The sequence below is a fragment of the Akkermansia sp. genome, assembly GCF_020860705.1.
Taxonomy (GTDB): domain Bacteria; phylum Verrucomicrobiota; class Verrucomicrobiia; order Verrucomicrobiales; family Akkermansiaceae; genus Akkermansia.
The window spans coordinates 11,461-26,823 of sequence record NZ_JAJBTT010000018.1 but is presented as its reverse complement, the minus strand read 5'-3'; the positions used below and the strand labels follow the sequence as shown (position 1 = coordinate 26,823).

Genomic DNA, 15,363 nt, shown 5'->3' with positions numbered 1-15,363 from the left:
TTTACTGAATAGAAATTTTAGGAGATTCGGAACCGGCTTGACGTGTAGAAAAAGCCAATCCTGCATTGATTCCAATGTCCGGCGTGTGGTCCTGCCATACGTCCACCCGCACGCTCAATGATTTATGGACGGCCACGGTTGCCCCAATATACATCGGGATGCCCGCCAAAATCTCATTGACTACATTTTCCAGCCATTGGGATTTTCGTTTCACACGCTCAAGGATCTGCAAAAACTTCGCTTCATTCTCTTTGGACATGGAGCTTGGATTATCTACAATAATGCGGAAATAATGGGGCTGGCCGCCGTAATTGAACCATTCTTCAACGCGCGCGCCTCCGAAGATATCATTCACCACATCAGCCACGGCCCCTACGGTGCCGAGCTTCATGTAAATTTTGTCGGAATTGAGAATCGTGGCTCGTTTTTTCTCAAGGGAGTAATCGGAATTGTACCAGAAGATATTCAGCTCGGCTGCCAGAGCGTCAAGTTCAGCGTTCCCCAGCATGCCTAACTGGTCCCAGGTGGAAAGCCTTTTGACTTGCTGAGCAAGCGGCTGCAACACTTCAGACAATCCATCAGCCAGAGCGCAATTATCCTCTCCCGCTCGCATGAACAGCGGAAGGAGTTTCTTGATATCTATGTTTTCCAGATTCATTCTTCAATGGTTACATGGGACACATTGATTCGCCCATTCCAGCGGGGAATCTGCAAATCGGAAACGGACGTAAAAACAGGAGCTTTCACGTCCACGCGAATACAGGTATCCAGCAGGTAGGCTCTCAACCGGTCCGGGTTGATATCGCGCCCTATCACGCTATTCTGCCATTCACGGTACTTTTCAATGGCTCCCCCTTCCCCTTCAATGGCCTGGACAGTCTCTGATTCGGCAGCTTTGGAACAGTAATAGGTCAATTCAATGCCGTATTCCACGGGAACCGGACCGGACACGCTTACCTTGTCACCCAAGGGTTTGACATCATCGGCAGTCACGGCAGCGAGTACTTCCTGAAGAGTTGCTTCGGACGGATCTGCACCATGGGCCTCACAAATGACAAGCAACACAGTTCCCGCTTCCTGATCGGAAATCACTTTCACGTCAGCCACGTTGGCACTTGCAGATTTCGCAAAATACGAATAAGCCCCGGATGTACCTGCCGTAGTGAATCCTGATGGCGCAAGTCTGATACGTTCCCGGTAGTGGTCATCACCGGTTCCATCATCTCCGTTCACCGGATCAATGGCAGACGGGTAAGGCTCCCCGTCATCCCCTCCGGCGCTCTCTGTAATGTTGACAACCCCGGCCACGAACGGTACATCATCAGCAAACGTCTGAACTCCCCCTGCAGGTATGCCGTTTGTCTTTATCCCACCCTCCGTAGCGGTGGCCGCCACTTCCACGGTCATAGCCCCGGCAGGTATCATAACTGCTGATTCCGTGGCAAAATATACCGTGTTATCCGCCGTGCACCGTGTCCCAGCAGGAACAATCGTTGGAACCGTTCTTTCTGCGGCCAGCGAAAACTTGAGAATTGTTCTGGCCGGCGTTGGAGATAACCGGCTGCACCCGACACGTTCACCGAGAGCATCCAAAACCTTCCCCCTGGCATAGGCCAACAAGCGTGACTTGCATGATTCGTTCATGCTGGATACAAGGACAGCCAGAGCATAAGCCATCCCCTCCGCAAAAATCCTCCGTTCGTCTCCGGGATAAAGCAATTCACCCGTGGCATTTTCCATCTGTGCCAACAAGTTATCTTTGAGTTTCCCGGCGTCGATATCGGTAAAATTGATGGAGTCCTCCTGCATATTATTAGATGGTTCCGTTTGCCGTTAAATCGTAATTCCCCAATTCGGGCATACCGTCCACATCAATTCCGTTGAACGATATCCGAGGTTCATACTGGGCGGCCAGCCAGTACCCTTCCGCAATCAGCAACGGACGGGCGGCAGTTTCAGGCTTGTCCGTAATTGAACTGTCCATGCCTCGTAATACGTCAAAACGCACTTCGCCACGCGTCAGCCTGAACAAGTTGACAAGGCAGAGCTGAGGCAATCCATTTCCTGAACTCTTCATTTGATTCCGGCCTCCTTCTGTAATTTCTTCGCCTCAGCTCTGTCCGCATCTGTAAAGGCGAAAGACATGCTTCCTTTCTTGGCCTTCTTTTCCCCCTTGGAGGGGCCTTTCCTGCCTTCCTTGACGTCTTTCCCGGTTACGGAAAGGGGCTTGTCCTCCATAAATTCCAAGGATAAATCACATGACATCATTTCCCCCGTTGGTCCAAATACGGCATTAGTAATATCCACCTTCATGAGGATAGACCGGACAGGACCGTAAATCCTGTTTCCAAGGATAAATGGCATGGACTTTCCCAGGTCACGTACCCATGAATTATACTCCGTAATCGGAGGCAAACCACCGGCATGAATGCTGCTCATGGTAGATACGACGAAACTTTGAGGCTGGTCGCCGCCTTTCACATCAAGAGGATTTTGAGCTTCTGTGGATTCCTGCTGTTCTACTTCCAGACTGGAATCAAGCCTCATGCCGTCCAGCAACGGGCGATTTCCCCCTGCTGAAACTTCAAAAACATGTGTCCCCCAAAACCCAATCATTGTCCCAAGCCTGAATCCATCATAGCGGAACAACAACGTGTATATGGCTCAGGTCATTTGGGAGACGTCGTTTCTCCGTTTTGAGAATCCGTATGCGTATGTCCGGCCAGACTGACACCTTTTCCGGTTACATCCTCCGTCACCGTCAGACTTCCCCGGATGGTTCCATCCCATTCGCCGTCACATCTTCCTATGACGAATCCTCCCATGGATTCATCTTCCAGATAATAGACGGATTCTCCAACGCGGATATTCCCCATCGTCTCCCGCCAGTAAAACGGAATCACCAGTTCATGAGTCACAATGCCAGGATCATTATCAGGAACGCAACGGGCCTTCCTGCCTCCATCAATAATACTGTGGATTTTTCCCTTCTGTACGTTCATGGTCGTCAATATGAGAGCGGTTTCCTGATCCAGAAACGCGTCTTCTTGGCTTTCAGGTCGTGGCGGCAGCGGTAAATAAAGGCTGGTCCCATCCATCCGTTGGCAATAATCTGAACCACACTTCCAGCTGCCAACTCACGTTGAGTGTTCATGCATACTTCCCCACAACGGCTCTTCTTGTTGGCGTCCCGAAGAATAGCCTGTGATATCCGGTTTGCCACCGCCTGAGTAGAAGCCAGTTCGGAAATGGTCATGACAAGTTCCTTGCCCGTTTTCACATCTCCATCTGTGCCGGTTCCGGTAAAAGAGGAATTCCGTACCTTGGCAGAACTGTAGGCCGTATGGGCGTCATCCGTAAACTTGGTTTCTACGGTCGGTCCCAATGTCAAAATCTTGGCACATTCCCGGTTCTCCATAGTCTTTTCATCATACAAGCACAGCGTTTTGTCATAGACAAGGAATGAGGCGCCGGCAAGCTTGCACCGCTCATGCAGGAAAGCCAAATCAGATCTCCCGCGCTGTTGCACATACGGATATTTGATATCGCTCACGCCGTAATTCTTAACGGAAAGTTTGTTGTCACGGGCCACGGTAGCTGCCAACTGAGGAAGGGACATATTTTCAAAGCTCCGGCTCTTTTTGTTGGTCGCCGACTTAGGAACGCTGAAAGCCCGCAGAGTGTATTCCCCGGAAGAAGGCTTGAGAGATTCAATGAACATCACACCGGAATTGACCACTCCGTCTGTAATCTTGACGGTATCCCCTTCCTTGCTCGGTTTCCATCCTACCCATCGGCGTTTGGTATCGGCAAAATGGAGTTCGAGGGAATCAGCTTCACCTTCGGCGTGCATCTCATAAGTACACCCTGTGACGGAAATGCTGGACGTAATATCTTCATCATTGATGAATACGCGCAAACCGCCTGATTGTCGCTCTCCGGCATCTTCCGTGAAAGAAAGGTAAATCATGGAATCAATGACCTCTCCATCCTTCCCGATCATTCCTATTTCCCAAGAAACATCTGTCAGCATGAACGAAACGCCTCCAAGAGACGTACCGAGAAACAGACTTTTTGCCAACCCGATCGCACCGTTCAATGTAAGAGCCTGACGCCAGTCGGACGTCTGCAGCGTATCAAGCACGGAATTGGACAAGCTCCAGGCGGCGCCACTGCTCAGGTACAGGGGCGCACTCACTCCTTTCAGGCGTTTCAACGCTTCAAACGTCAACCAGGGATTCCCTCCCGTCAGTTTGGAAACATGGATGGAAAAACCGCACGTTTGTAATTCCCGCCCCGTTACACGGGACATACCGTTTTCAGTATCCTCTTCAATCTTGATGCCCGCAGATGCCTCAAAATCTGAGACTGGAAGAAAATGGCCCAGGATGGGGCCAAAAGGAAAAAGCTGCCAGGTTACTTGAGCTCCGAACATTTCATTCCCCCTTTCTCCACGGAGGCAGGGACTCCGTATTCTGAGGTTCATCCATGACGGGAATCCGCACCTTCTCCCCGCCTTCAAAAATGACGATATGGGACAAATCCGGATTCGCGGCAATCAGCACGTGCATCAGAGCTTCTTCCGTCCATGCATCAAACGCTATTTTGTCCCAAGTTTCACCGCCTCGGGCTGTGTAAATGGAATAATCGTCAGGCATATCGTCCCTTGCTCCTTTCATTCAACCCATCTTCAATCATGTCAATTAAATCGGGCATGACTTCACGGAGTTGCCGGATAATATCGTGCTTGCTGGTTCCTTCCCCTGCCTTGATGACGGGGGAAAAAGTAATACCTCCCACGTTGTAATTCACAACGCTCTGTCTGGATTCCGACACGGGGGCAGCAACATCCATCCCCAGCATTTCCGCCGCAGTCATCAAATACCCCTGGTTGGCCGCCCGGTAACGTGGATCAAAGGAAATGACGGCCTCTGTTCCTGCTTCCCCGCAAATGGACGGTCCGGATGTAAAACCGCCAGCCGCTTTGGCCGGCATGGATTCTCCGCCAAAACCGAACCAACCTTTCACCTTTCCAACGACATTTTGCTGTATATTAGCAACACTTTCGATCATGGAATTAATCTTGGCAAACATGTCCTGTATCCATTTCATCAGCACTTTCAGCATATCGATAACCCGCTGAATGGAATTTTTAAATGCTGTTTCCAGCATCTGTCCAATGATTGGGAAAAGAGGTTTAAGCTGATCGTACACCCAGTTGAAGGTTGTGCATATCTGTTCAATCCAGGCAATGACCTTTTTGATATAAACCTCTACCTGTTGCAGTACGACGCTCAACGTTGTTTTGACAACCTCCAGTATGGGCGGCCCAATCACTTTCACAACGGCCAACATGGAATCAAACACCACGCGGAAACGCTCATACAACCAGGACAGCACTTCCTTGATGCCCTCATAAACTCGCTGCATGACGCCGACAAGCCCCGGCATATTTGTCTGGAACCAGTTCACAACACTGCTGATGCGCTCATTGATCCAGCCGCAGATATCATCCCAACTATTCCACAACCACGCAGCGGCAGCCACTACGCCAGCAATCGCGAATGGAATCCAACCGATGGCGACGACGGCAGCACCAATAGCCACGACAAGAGCACCGCCAAATACTCCTGCGAAAAACTTCCAGTTCTTGACGACAAATTTGTAGGTATCTTTAAGTCCCTGAATGACCTTCTCAAAATCAACACCTTCAAGGTACCTGGTGATGGATTCTCCTGCCGAATCCAGAACCTTGACCAGCTTTTCCGACAAGTTGATGACGTGTGGAAGAGCCTTTTCGGCCATGCGCTCCAAAAGAGGAAGAACCTTGACCCCTACCTTGGTCATGAAATTCTTTCCGATATTGACGATCTTTCCCCACTTGGAGGCGAAATTATCCATCTGCGCCGCATAGGCTTTCTCCGCAATTCCGGAAGCTTCAAACATGGCCTTTGTCTTGGCGGCCATGTTGTCCGACTGGGCACCAACAAGGGCAAGAATTGCTGTACCTGACTCAACGGAACTGAACAAACTGGTCAGGGCAAGGGCATTTCCTCGGCAGCCTTTTTTGAGCAGGAGCAGGGACTTGTGAAGCCCCAGTGTTTGAAGCATGGCCTGACCGCTCTTGTAGCCAGATTGCTTAATGGCTTCCGCCATTTCCTTAGACGGTTTCACAAACCCCTGAATGACGGCCCGAAGCTGGGTAGACACTTCGGCAGCCTTACCCGTCACCCCTGTCAATGTAGCATACGCACCGGACAATTCTTCCAGTTTAATGTCCATCGCAGCGGCAATAGGAACCACACGCCCCATACTGGCCGCCAGATCCGGAAAGGTGGTCTGCCCCAGCTTGACAATCTGGAAAGACATATCGGCCGCCTTTTCCATGGCGGCGGCCGAGGTATCACCGTACCCCTTTGTAATGGCTGATAAAAGACTGATACTCTCAGTGGTAGTTGCATTCCCGGCCTTCGCGGCTTTCGCGGCAATGCCTACCCGTTTAATCGTCTCTTCGTTGTCTCCAAAAGCGGAAATGGTTTCATAAAGTCCGTTGGTCAGGTCGCTCGTGAAAACGGATGTCGTGTCGGAAAGATCCAAAACATCCTTCTGCAGCTCTCCAACCCTTTTGTGAACATCACCGTCCAAAAGGGTTGCCACATTGGACATCTCCTTTTGAAGTTCGATGGCCTGACCAACGGACTTTGCCGTAACCGCACCGAGGGCGGCTACACCGACAGCCGCCCCCGTGAGTGTAATGGCGCCCAAGGCTTTGTACTTGGACACCAGAGATCCGACACTCTTTTGAACACGGGAAAGTGTCCGTTGCAGCGACGGGTGAACTACCCCACCGATGCTCACGGTTGCTTTCATGGTCTTTTCCCGCGCCATAATGGTCTATCTCCTTTTTTTGCGTCGGTGCGCATTCTGTTTTTCCGCCTTCTGGCGTTCCCTCTCGGCATCTTCTGCGGCTTCCTGAAACTCCGTCCAGAAATCGACGAGAGGCATTTCCATCAGCTCTTTTCGGGTTGCGTGGAATCGCTCGGAGTAAATTCGGATCGCCCTTCGGAGGTCTCGTTCGCTTGCTCCTCGGGCGTGGCTCCAAAAAAATTCAGACCAACCAGCATGACCTTTGAAACGTCACTTCCCCGGAGGCGGTCGAAGTCTTCCACGGTCCACCCCTTCCCCTTATTGCTCGCCAGGATGACTTGCACGCCAATCGAATAATTCATTCCGTAGTCATTCACGGGAGTGACTTCGGGAGAATATCCACGGCGGTTCTTCATGGCGGTGAAATAATCATTGGCCGTGAACTCCCCGAAATCATATTCAATTTCCCGGATATCCTGACCGTTGATCTGAAACGGATACTGTAATTCTATTTTTTCCATAATATGGTGTATCGATGGTTAATTGTTGATATTAAAGCATGCTACGGATGCTTTCAGAGTAGTCTTTGCCGTTGATCCAGCACACGCCTTTGACGACATCAATGTCCAGATACTTGTTGCCGTCCACGTAAAGCTGGTAGGAGAGGACAGTAAACGGAAGTTCGTTTTCGCTGGCTTCTCCCGCGGTAATCTCCACTCCGGGTGCCGACTTGGGAATCACGCGCATGAACGCCTTGATATGCTGGGCGGTACTGGTACCGTCAGCGGATACGCTCTGCTGGGCAACATTGGAAATCAGATCAAACGGCTCCGGAGTAAGGGATTCCAGGAATTCCTTGCTGACGCCCGTCTTGGTAATAGATGCCTCCATGGCCTCTACCTGCTGCCAGACTGGCAATTCCAGTTTGCCGCCTGCCGCCTGTATTTCCACTATAACAGGGGTAACTTCAGGCAGCTTGATAGGGATATTGTACCCTATCTGTTCCCCTTTCGCGTAAACGGAGGAAGCAATACAAGCCCCTTTCAACTCTTGAAACTTCATGAATAATAATCCTTTCTATGTTGGGTGTTATGCTGAATAAACGGACAGGCCGGAATCCGTGTAGGAAACGGAAATGGTGCCGCTCTTGAATTGCGGCGTCGGCGTGGCGGACAGGTTCCAGCGGAAATCTCCGTTCATCACGTCAGAATCGGCATTCTCGCTCGGAAGGAAAATGCACTCCGGATTCCCGACAAGGTATCCCTGGGCCACATACCCGGCCAGCTTGTCATTTTCGCGGTGTATGATCTCGTCCCGAAGCTGAATGGTCATCGGTTTGTCAACCCTTGGTGCCCACTCCTTCTGGAAGCTGTTCACGATGTGTTCCAGCATCCGGATATTCGTGTCAAAGATATGGAGTGCATCGGACGTTACCCCGAACGCATAGGCTGCCGTATGGCCGCCCCAAAGAACCCATTTCCCGTTGAATGGAGCCACGGTGGAAATGCCGTTTTCGTTGAGTGCATTCCCTGTCTCCTGGTCGAAACCGCGGTTCTTGGCGCCATCGCCGAAATACTGGCAAATGACCGGCACCGCCTTGTTGGAACAGGTCTCGCCTGGAACGCCATCGTGGTCATTATCCACCATCTGCATCACCCAAACGGCCAGTGTGGAAAGATGGTAAACTTCTCCGGTGCTGGTCTTTGCCTGAGGCCAGAACACCTTGGAATATTCAGATGTGTACCCGTTTTCCTTCTTCCAGGCTTTGGCGGCTTCAATGGTCCCTGCATCTTCCACAGGAATATCAGCAGCCACAAAAGCCATCCAATGACCGTTGATCTTCTGGCTGGCGGTAATCAGGGCATTGTACACGGCGGGCATATGGGACCACCCGGGAGCGGCCAGCAAATTCGCGACCTGAAACTCATGAGCATACAGGAGGGGAAGAGCCCCAATTCCGGAATACTCCCCTTCGGCCGTCATGCCGCCGATGATATCTTCTGCCGTAACGGCAGAGCCGTCCACAACGTAATAAGTGGCATTCACCGTCGTCTTCGAGCGGTCCTTCACGGTCACAATCACGCAAGAACGTGTAAAATCGTAATCGAGGGAGTAATCCGTTCCTTCGGCCATGTCGGCCAAGGCGAATGTATCCAGAATGATCTCGTCACTGATGAACTCGGCCCGGCCGTTCGTGAACGTGAGAACCTTCTCTACTTGTTCCGCTTTCCGGTGCTTGTCGGGATCAAGAACATTGATGATGTAAATAGGCCCGCAATTACCCAGCGGATTGTTGAAATGGGCACTCACAGCCTCGCACAGCGTGTAGGCTGCCCAGGTTGACGAATACCCGCAAACCGCCTGGGCCTGCGTGAAATTGGTAAGCCTCACGGGAGTATTGATGATGCCGGAATCGGCATATCCCCTCACGAGGTTGACGGGAGCGGTCCCAAAATAAACGGGAATCGTCCCGGACTGGATCGCGCTCTTGGCCTGGGTCGCCCCAATGCCTCCATACGCGCCGTGTAGGTATGTAGTAGCCATAATATTATAATGATAAGTTTGTTAAAAAATCAGAAGAGGAACTGTGAAAGTCGATGGAAAAAGAAATGTGCCCAACGAAGAACGGATAATGGTCTATCGGTACCCTGTTTTCATGCATGGGGCCGAAAGTCAGGGTATCCGTCCTGATACGATGACCGTTGATGATGACTGCTCTTTCAAGACGGTCCCTTGTCAAGTCGATGAAAGATATCAGGTCCCGCCATCCCTCGGCGTTGGGCGTGAACTTGCCCGGTGTATGTTGGCCGGGATTCCACACCTGCAGAATCAGGCGGATATCCAGAGCCCCGGACCTCTTGACAGCATCATGTTCCCCCTCGATAAGCTGCACGATAATGCTCGGCGCCTTGTAATCATTCTTCTCGGATTTGGATGGATCGGGCGGAGTGAAAATCGTGAAAACGGTCGGATGCCCCATTTTATAGGCATACTTGGCCGCATTGCTTGATTTGAGTTCCGGGGGAACCTTGAACTCAAGATCATTGACCACGTTGTCACGCAGCCATTGTGCAATGTCATCGAGGGCTTTTTGTATTGTCATAATCGTCAGATATTTTCCGTGAGTGAAACCACGGACATCCCAAGTTCTTCACGCCATGCCGCGACCAGGTACACCCGGTCGTCAACTTCAAGCGTTGATCCTGCTTCCTGCGGCTGTGGCATGTCTGCCGTGGCCGCCTGCAAGGTCCACTTTTTGACAGTAAGGCCATAATCCTGGTTTCCCGGGGTAAGCTCTTCATCATAGAACACGGCAATGATCTCTTTCCCATCCACGACATGCCGTTCCCCGAAGTCTTCCAGATTCAGGAAGACTTCGGAGATATCGGCATTCATGTCAGCTTTCAGGCTCATTCGATGCCGTGTTCGGGATTGACGGTCGGAATGTCTGCTTCCAGTGCTTCCAGCGCGGCAATCAGATCATCCTTCCTCATGGTTTCCACATTTTTAATGCCGCTCTTGGTGGCCAATTCCCGTAATTCGGCCACTTTCAGCTTACGCAGATCCGGCCCCTGCTCTTCCTCATCTCCAAAAGATGAGGAAGACACCAATACGGCAATGCCGCGGTCAATCAATTCCTGCCCCTTGTCAGGATCAATTTCAAAGGGAGGATCCTGCGGGCGCCGGAGAATGACACGCCCTCCTTCATGTTGCCCGTAATTGCTTTTTACCTTGATAATAAACATAATTGTTATTCCTTTCCGGTAATATTTGTGAGACTTATGCACCTGCGGAGGCCGTCAGCACGTCGGCGCACACCCAGCATCCCTTCTTCTTGGGAACAAGAAGCGGACGGCTGGACAGGATGAACTTCCGAATATCGTTTTCATGGTCGGAAACATACTTCGGAACGTACTTTTCAGCGTAGGTGTTGAACGGACCGCCCGGCTCATCCATTTGAGTGACGGAGGCATACAGGGTCTTTCCGGCATTGGGTGCAGTCATGATGACTTTGTGTGGGGCGATGAAGGGAGTCATGGTTCCATCCTCGTCTTCGTATTCCTTCATGTACTGGATAACGCGCAGAAGAACGCCGTCCACGTTCATGAATCCCAACACGAGGGCGCCGGACTCCTGAAGCTTCGGCTCAATTTTACCCATCTCAAATCTGCGGTTGTCGAACAGTTTTTGAATGTAGGAATTGGACTGAATCAGTTCGGCCGCATCCGCGCCGGCGATCACGTCAGCGGCGGCACAGCCCTTGGAGGTCAGCACGCGGCTCATGGCTTTCAAGTCACCAAGAAGGTTGGCGTCAGCAGCGTCCCATAGTTTGCCTGGCGTATAAAGGCAGTCATTGACATCTCCGTGGAATGCCACAGCCTTCTTCTCCGTGGGCTTCCCATCCTTGTCAATATACTGGCATTCGTAGCCGTCCGCCATCAGGCAGTCTGCGGCCATCTTCTCCTTTCTGCGGCGGATGCGGTCTTTAAGGTCGATGAAATCACGTCCGGCAATAGCCGCTTCGCGCTGGTCTGGCGCCATACCGGAAAAGAGGGATTCTCCGAACCCTCTCTTCTTCAGGTCATCGACAGACAACAACCGGGAAGGAGCGATACGGGCCGGGGAAAATTCATCCGTGTAAAACGTATCCCGGTCACTATTGACGCTGCCTACCTTGATAAAAGGAGCCAGCTTTTTGTTTTGGGTATCATAGTCCACAAGCACCTTGTCACTGTGGAAAATATCTGTGCCTGGGTCACAGGGGAAATAGGTATCGAGCAGGAAGCTCGGCGCCGGTTCCAACCCGCGGACCATGGCGATCAAGGTCTGCGGATCTGTGAGATCAATGGTGGTTACTGCATTTGGGTCCATACTAATGGTTTTTCTATGGTTTATTTTTTGGGTTTGGTAGATTCGTTGGCGGCCTTGATAGCCTCTGCCAGCCTGGAAGTATAATTATCTCCGGACTCGTTTCCTGTGGGAGCAATGGTCACTTTTCCGGTATTGCTTTCCTGCAAATCCGTAGCGCGGGAATCGAGGAAGCTGACGCCGGAAAACTTGCCTGAACTCATGGCCTTGAATGCCAGTTCCTGGGCGGTCATAGGCGTTTCTCCGAATTTGGCTTCCTGTAAAAGCTCTGGGTCAATGCCGTTGGCAATGGCCTCAATGTCGGAAAGGCGCTTGCGTTCCTCAGCAATGGCCTGAGCAATAATTTCCTCCTTTGCCTTGGTGTCCGGCTCCTGACTGGTTGCCATCTTCTCCTGCAGGGCAGCCAATTCGGATTTCGCAGCGGCAAGTTCCTGCTCTGCCTGCAACAACTTTGCCTGAAGGTCATCCTCGGTAGATTCTCCTTCGACAGTATTGTCTGATTGGACGGAATTGATGACGGCGACATGGAACCGATCCGGTATGGCTGCACGAAAATCGGAAGACAGAACATGCCCACCGGCTTGTAAGACAAACTTTCCGGAAGTGGAGGCGACGAGCTGTAGCTTGTTCGTCACTTCTCCGTCGATAAGGGTATCCGCAAATCCATTGTCAATGGCTTCCTGACCGGTCATCCAGGTCTCACGCGTAATCAGATTGCGGAGCTCCCCTACTTCCTTTCCGGTCTTGGCGGAGTAAATGGCGGCAATGGCATTTTCCATGGAATCCATGGCTTTGACCATCTTCTTCATGTCGGCTAAATTCAGGGCATCAAACACAAACGTAGAAACGCCGTGAATCATGGTGATGCTGCCGGGATAAACCTGAACCTCGTCACCTGCACAGGCAATGACGGAGGCGGCCGAAGCGGCAATCCCTTCCACAATGACCGTTTTTTTACCATTGAAACCTTTCAAGGCATTGTGAATAGCAATGCCGGTAAACAGGTCTCCTCCGCAACTGTTGAGACGTATGGTCAGGTTACTCTTTCCCTTGCATTTGGACAAATCGTCCAAAAAGCCTTCCGGGGTGATATAGTTCCCCTCAATAGCCTGCCCGGTCCAGAAGTCCACAGGCTGCTGGGAAACAATATCGCCGTAAAGCACGATCTCCGCGGTATCGGACCTTTCATCCGCAACCACGTTCCAGAATTTAGGTGGTGTGTTCATTTTCTTGTTCTTGTTCGGTATCTTTTTTGCTGCTGTCTGCTGACAAGCTCTTTCTGATAGAAACTGCCTCGGAAATCATCACAAGAAGGGGCGCAATTTGATCCATTTCCTGAAGAAGCTGTTCCACATTTTTGTTGAAATCTCCGCCGTTCAACTCCGTCGTTGCCTGGGTATTCGTCTTCCAGCCATTCCGTACCATGATCTCCATAGCGGTAGCCTCCTTAACCGGGTCAAGGTGAGGCATCGACGGGCCGTTCCACTCATGAGCCAGATAGGCGGCGCGTTTCAGAGGATCGGTAAAAAAGCCGGGAGCGGAAATGCGACCGCGGGCAACAGCTTCACAAAACCATGCTTCATAAACGGGTTTGCAAAAGGTGGAAGCAAACTCTATCCGGTCAATCACAACCTTCTTCCAAAAATCCTGCAATGCAGCCCGGGCCGCGCTGTAAGACGTATTATAGCTCTTGAGCAACACGTCAACCGGAACCTCCATAGCGGCGCCAATCTGTGTAGCAACAGCCCTGACAAAGCCGTCAAAGCTATTCGTGGGATGCTTAGGGTCAACACTCTTGATATCTTCTCCCGGACGCAGGAAGGCTACACCACCGGGAGACATCTCATAATCCTCAGGATTCCGGTCATCTTCATCTGTCCCTTCTTCGTCGGCATCGGAAGACAGACCTTGAGGTTTCAGGGCAGGTCCGTCACCATCCGTTTCTGTTGTAACGTAAATGGTAAAGCAGGTTTGCAGCAGGGCGGCGGCTTCTTCGCTGTTCAGGTAACGTCCCAACTGCATGATATTCTCAATGCAGGGTGCAAGGCTGGTAACACCACGGTATTGTTCAGGACGTTCGGCATCCATGATGTGGAGAATATTCGGCATTCCGGTTCTTTTACCGATTGCCTCAACCCTGGCCCATTTTACCGTTTCAGTTGACAATTCACCCGGGAAAGTATTGCGAATATGATATGCAACGACACGCCCCTTCTCATTTACCTCAACTCCGTCATAAATTTTATTACCGGTATCGGTATTCTTTCCATAGGTGGACAGCGGAGAAACATTGGTGGTGCTCGGAGTGCAAACACGGTCGGCCTCAATCAGCCTCAGGCGCAAGCTGTAGGGATGCAAAATATCAGACTCACCTACATCAAACAGGGCGAAGGTATCTCCCGAAGTCTTCCAGGCCATCAGAGCAATTTGCTGCTGTTCGTAAAAATCGCTCAATCCGGAAACGGAGGCAGACCTGCGGTCAGCCGCCCACAACTCAAACTCCATTTCAAGAAGCTTGTTCAGCTTCTTGGCTTCATCTTCTGAAATGCCAAGCATCTTGCCGTCCACCTGTGCATGGAGGTAAAGCCCCGGCCCGACAATAGCCGTCCTCAAGGTCTTGATGGCGGAAGTCGCCAGTGGCGCCGACATATAAAGGGAGCGCGCCCGACTGCGGAGTACGGAATTGTGACGGTCAATGTCCTGTTTGGGAGATCCGGAAACAGCGTGGTATTTCTTGAAAGCGCGGCGCGTCTTGGAAGCTCCGGCATCTCCGTAGCCGTAATTCCTGAACTGCTTCCGAACCTTCGCTGTATATTTCTTTCCCATATGCTCAACAATCTTTCGGCACAAAAAATGCAATGCATCTGCGCCCGCCCCCGGAAAGTTCACGCTCAATCTCTCTTATCTCCGTTTCAATTTCACGGAGGTAAACCCGCAATTCCCCCAGGGACATATTATACGCCGCCTTGTTGCGTGTACCGATTCCGTAGCTCTGAGCCTTGCCGGACAAAACATTCCTGATCGCCTGTTTGACGGCGCTCTTGTCCTCATTCAACTCAACAAGGCGTTCCCGGAGTTTGCTGGTGCGCGTGGTTGCCATCGTTACGGCAATCATGATGGCGCCGGAAAATACAACAACGTGTATATGGCTCAGTTAACCAACAACCACAATTCCACTATCTGAAGGGCTACCGGAAAATGAATATAGCCATTGATTTTTTATGGTGTTACATTATATTTTTTATCAACTCATGAAGATTCCTAATCTACGCAAAAAAAGAAGCGACGGGAAACGTCGATTTTTGTTTATCCTAATATTCAATATTTCTCTCACAGTGGCTTTTATTTCATTAGCCTACTTCCATCTGGTATCTTCTACTGTATTGCTCATCTGTATTCTTTCAGTTCTGGCATTTGAATTCTTAATTTCATATAAAATTCTTGACCCAACTTCTATTAAAGATTATCTAATTATATGTTTCACTGAAAAAAAGAAGGGTAAAACTTTACCAAATGCAAATTTAATTACACTTTTAGGAGCAATAATATTGCCGTTACTTTCTTCAATTATAATCTCTATTACAGAACAAGCCGCTAAAGAACAAGCCGCTAGAGAACAAGCCGCTA

At 50.8% G+C, this 15,363-nt stretch carries 19 protein-coding genes; 1 reads left to right on the top strand and 18 read right to left on the bottom strand.

Annotated features, from left to right (window positions below; translation table 11 throughout):
* Position 1 precedes the first annotated feature (1 nt).
* From LIO64_RS03370 to LIO64_RS03285, 18 genes are all read right to left on the bottom strand, one after another.
* Positions 2–658 (bottom strand): phage tail protein I, encoded by a 657-nt coding sequence (locus LIO64_RS03370; protein WP_290548040.1) that lies wholly within the window; start codon positions 656–658, stop codon positions 2–4.
* Positions 655–1,809, bottom strand: coding sequence for a baseplate J/gp47 family protein (locus LIO64_RS03365; protein ID WP_290548039.1), 1,155 nt, complete (start codon positions 1,807–1,809; stop codon positions 655–657). The genes LIO64_RS03370 and LIO64_RS03365 overlap by 4 nt, the downstream gene beginning before the upstream one ends.
* A gap of 4 nt (positions 1,810–1,813) precedes the next feature.
* Positions 1,814–1,984 carry a hypothetical protein gene (locus LIO64_RS03360; protein ID WP_253822581.1) on the bottom strand — a complete coding sequence of 57 codons (171 nt, stop codon included), beginning with the start codon at positions 1,982–1,984 and terminating at the stop codon, positions 1,814–1,816.
* A gap of 89 nt (positions 1,985–2,073) precedes the next feature.
* On the bottom strand, positions 2,074–2,547 hold the full coding sequence (locus LIO64_RS03355) for a hypothetical protein (RefSeq protein ID WP_290548038.1): 474 nt from the start codon (positions 2,545–2,547) through the stop codon (positions 2,074–2,076).
* 122 nt (positions 2,548–2,669) lie between these two features.
* Positions 2,670–3,002: a hypothetical protein gene (locus LIO64_RS03350; RefSeq protein WP_290548037.1), complete on the bottom strand. Its 333-nt coding sequence runs from the start codon at positions 3,000–3,002 to the stop codon at positions 2,670–2,672.
* Positions 3,003–3,007: 5 nt separating this feature from the next.
* Positions 3,008–4,216, bottom strand: a complete 1,209-nt coding sequence (locus LIO64_RS03345; protein WP_290548036.1) for a contractile injection system protein, VgrG/Pvc8 family — start codon at positions 4,214–4,216, stop codon at positions 3,008–3,010.
* 220 nt (positions 4,217–4,436) lie between these two features.
* Positions 4,437–4,658, bottom strand: a complete 222-nt coding sequence (locus LIO64_RS03340) for a hypothetical protein (protein ID WP_290548035.1) — start codon at positions 4,656–4,658, stop codon at positions 4,437–4,439.
* Positions 4,651–6,870, bottom strand: a complete 2,220-nt coding sequence (locus LIO64_RS03335) for a phage tail tape measure protein (RefSeq protein ID WP_290548034.1) — start codon at positions 6,868–6,870, stop codon at positions 4,651–4,653. Before LIO64_RS03335 ends, LIO64_RS03340 begins: the two co-directional genes overlap by 8 nt.
* Before the next feature lie 140 nt (positions 6,871–7,010).
* A complete protein-coding gene (locus LIO64_RS03330) occupies positions 7,011–7,388 on the bottom strand; it encodes a phage tail assembly protein (RefSeq protein WP_290548033.1) in 378 nt (125 codons plus the stop codon).
* A 31-nt stretch (positions 7,389–7,419) separates the two neighbouring features.
* Complete coding sequence (locus tag LIO64_RS03325; RefSeq protein ID WP_046434743.1) at positions 7,420–7,929, bottom strand: phage major tail tube protein; 510 nt, start codon at positions 7,927–7,929, stop codon at positions 7,420–7,422.
* Between the two features lie 27 nt (positions 7,930–7,956).
* Entirely contained in the window at positions 7,957–9,411 is a 1,455-nt protein-coding gene (locus tag LIO64_RS03320) for a hypothetical protein (RefSeq protein ID WP_290548032.1), read from the bottom strand.
* Between the two features lie 4 nt (positions 9,412–9,415).
* Positions 9,416–9,970, bottom strand: coding sequence for a hypothetical protein (locus LIO64_RS03315; RefSeq protein ID WP_290548031.1), 555 nt, complete (start codon positions 9,968–9,970; stop codon positions 9,416–9,418).
* Between the two features lie 5 nt (positions 9,971–9,975).
* Complete coding sequence (locus LIO64_RS03310) at positions 9,976–10,281, bottom strand: hypothetical protein (RefSeq protein WP_290548030.1); 306 nt, start codon at positions 10,279–10,281, stop codon at positions 9,976–9,978.
* Complete coding sequence (locus LIO64_RS03305) at positions 10,278–10,613, bottom strand: Rho termination factor N-terminal domain-containing protein (protein WP_290548029.1); 336 nt, start codon at positions 10,611–10,613, stop codon at positions 10,278–10,280. Before LIO64_RS03305 ends, LIO64_RS03310 begins: the two co-directional genes overlap by 4 nt.
* A 34-nt stretch (positions 10,614–10,647) precedes the next feature.
* On the bottom strand, positions 10,648–11,739 hold the full coding sequence (locus LIO64_RS03300) for a major capsid protein (RefSeq protein WP_290548028.1): 1,092 nt from the start codon (positions 11,737–11,739) through the stop codon (positions 10,648–10,650).
* Positions 11,740–11,759: 20 nt separating this feature from the next.
* Positions 11,760–12,962: a head maturation protease, ClpP-related gene (locus LIO64_RS03295; RefSeq protein WP_290548027.1), complete on the bottom strand. Its 1,203-nt coding sequence runs from the start codon at positions 12,960–12,962 to the stop codon at positions 11,760–11,762.
* A complete protein-coding gene (locus tag LIO64_RS03290) occupies positions 12,946–14,562 on the bottom strand; it encodes a phage portal protein (RefSeq protein ID WP_290548026.1) in 1,617 nt (538 codons plus the stop codon). The genes LIO64_RS03295 and LIO64_RS03290 overlap by 17 nt, the downstream gene beginning before the upstream one ends.
* Positions 14,563–14,566: 4 nt before the next feature.
* Positions 14,567–14,851 (bottom strand): hypothetical protein, encoded by a 285-nt coding sequence (locus LIO64_RS03285; RefSeq protein ID WP_102727712.1) that lies wholly within the window; start codon positions 14,849–14,851, stop codon positions 14,567–14,569.
* A 136-nt stretch (positions 14,852–14,987) separates the two neighbouring features.
* Here LIO64_RS03285 and LIO64_RS03280 point away from each other — a divergent pair.
* Positions 14,988–15,363 (top strand): hypothetical protein (locus LIO64_RS03280; protein WP_290548025.1); only part of this gene is annotated, 376 nt, incomplete at its 3' end.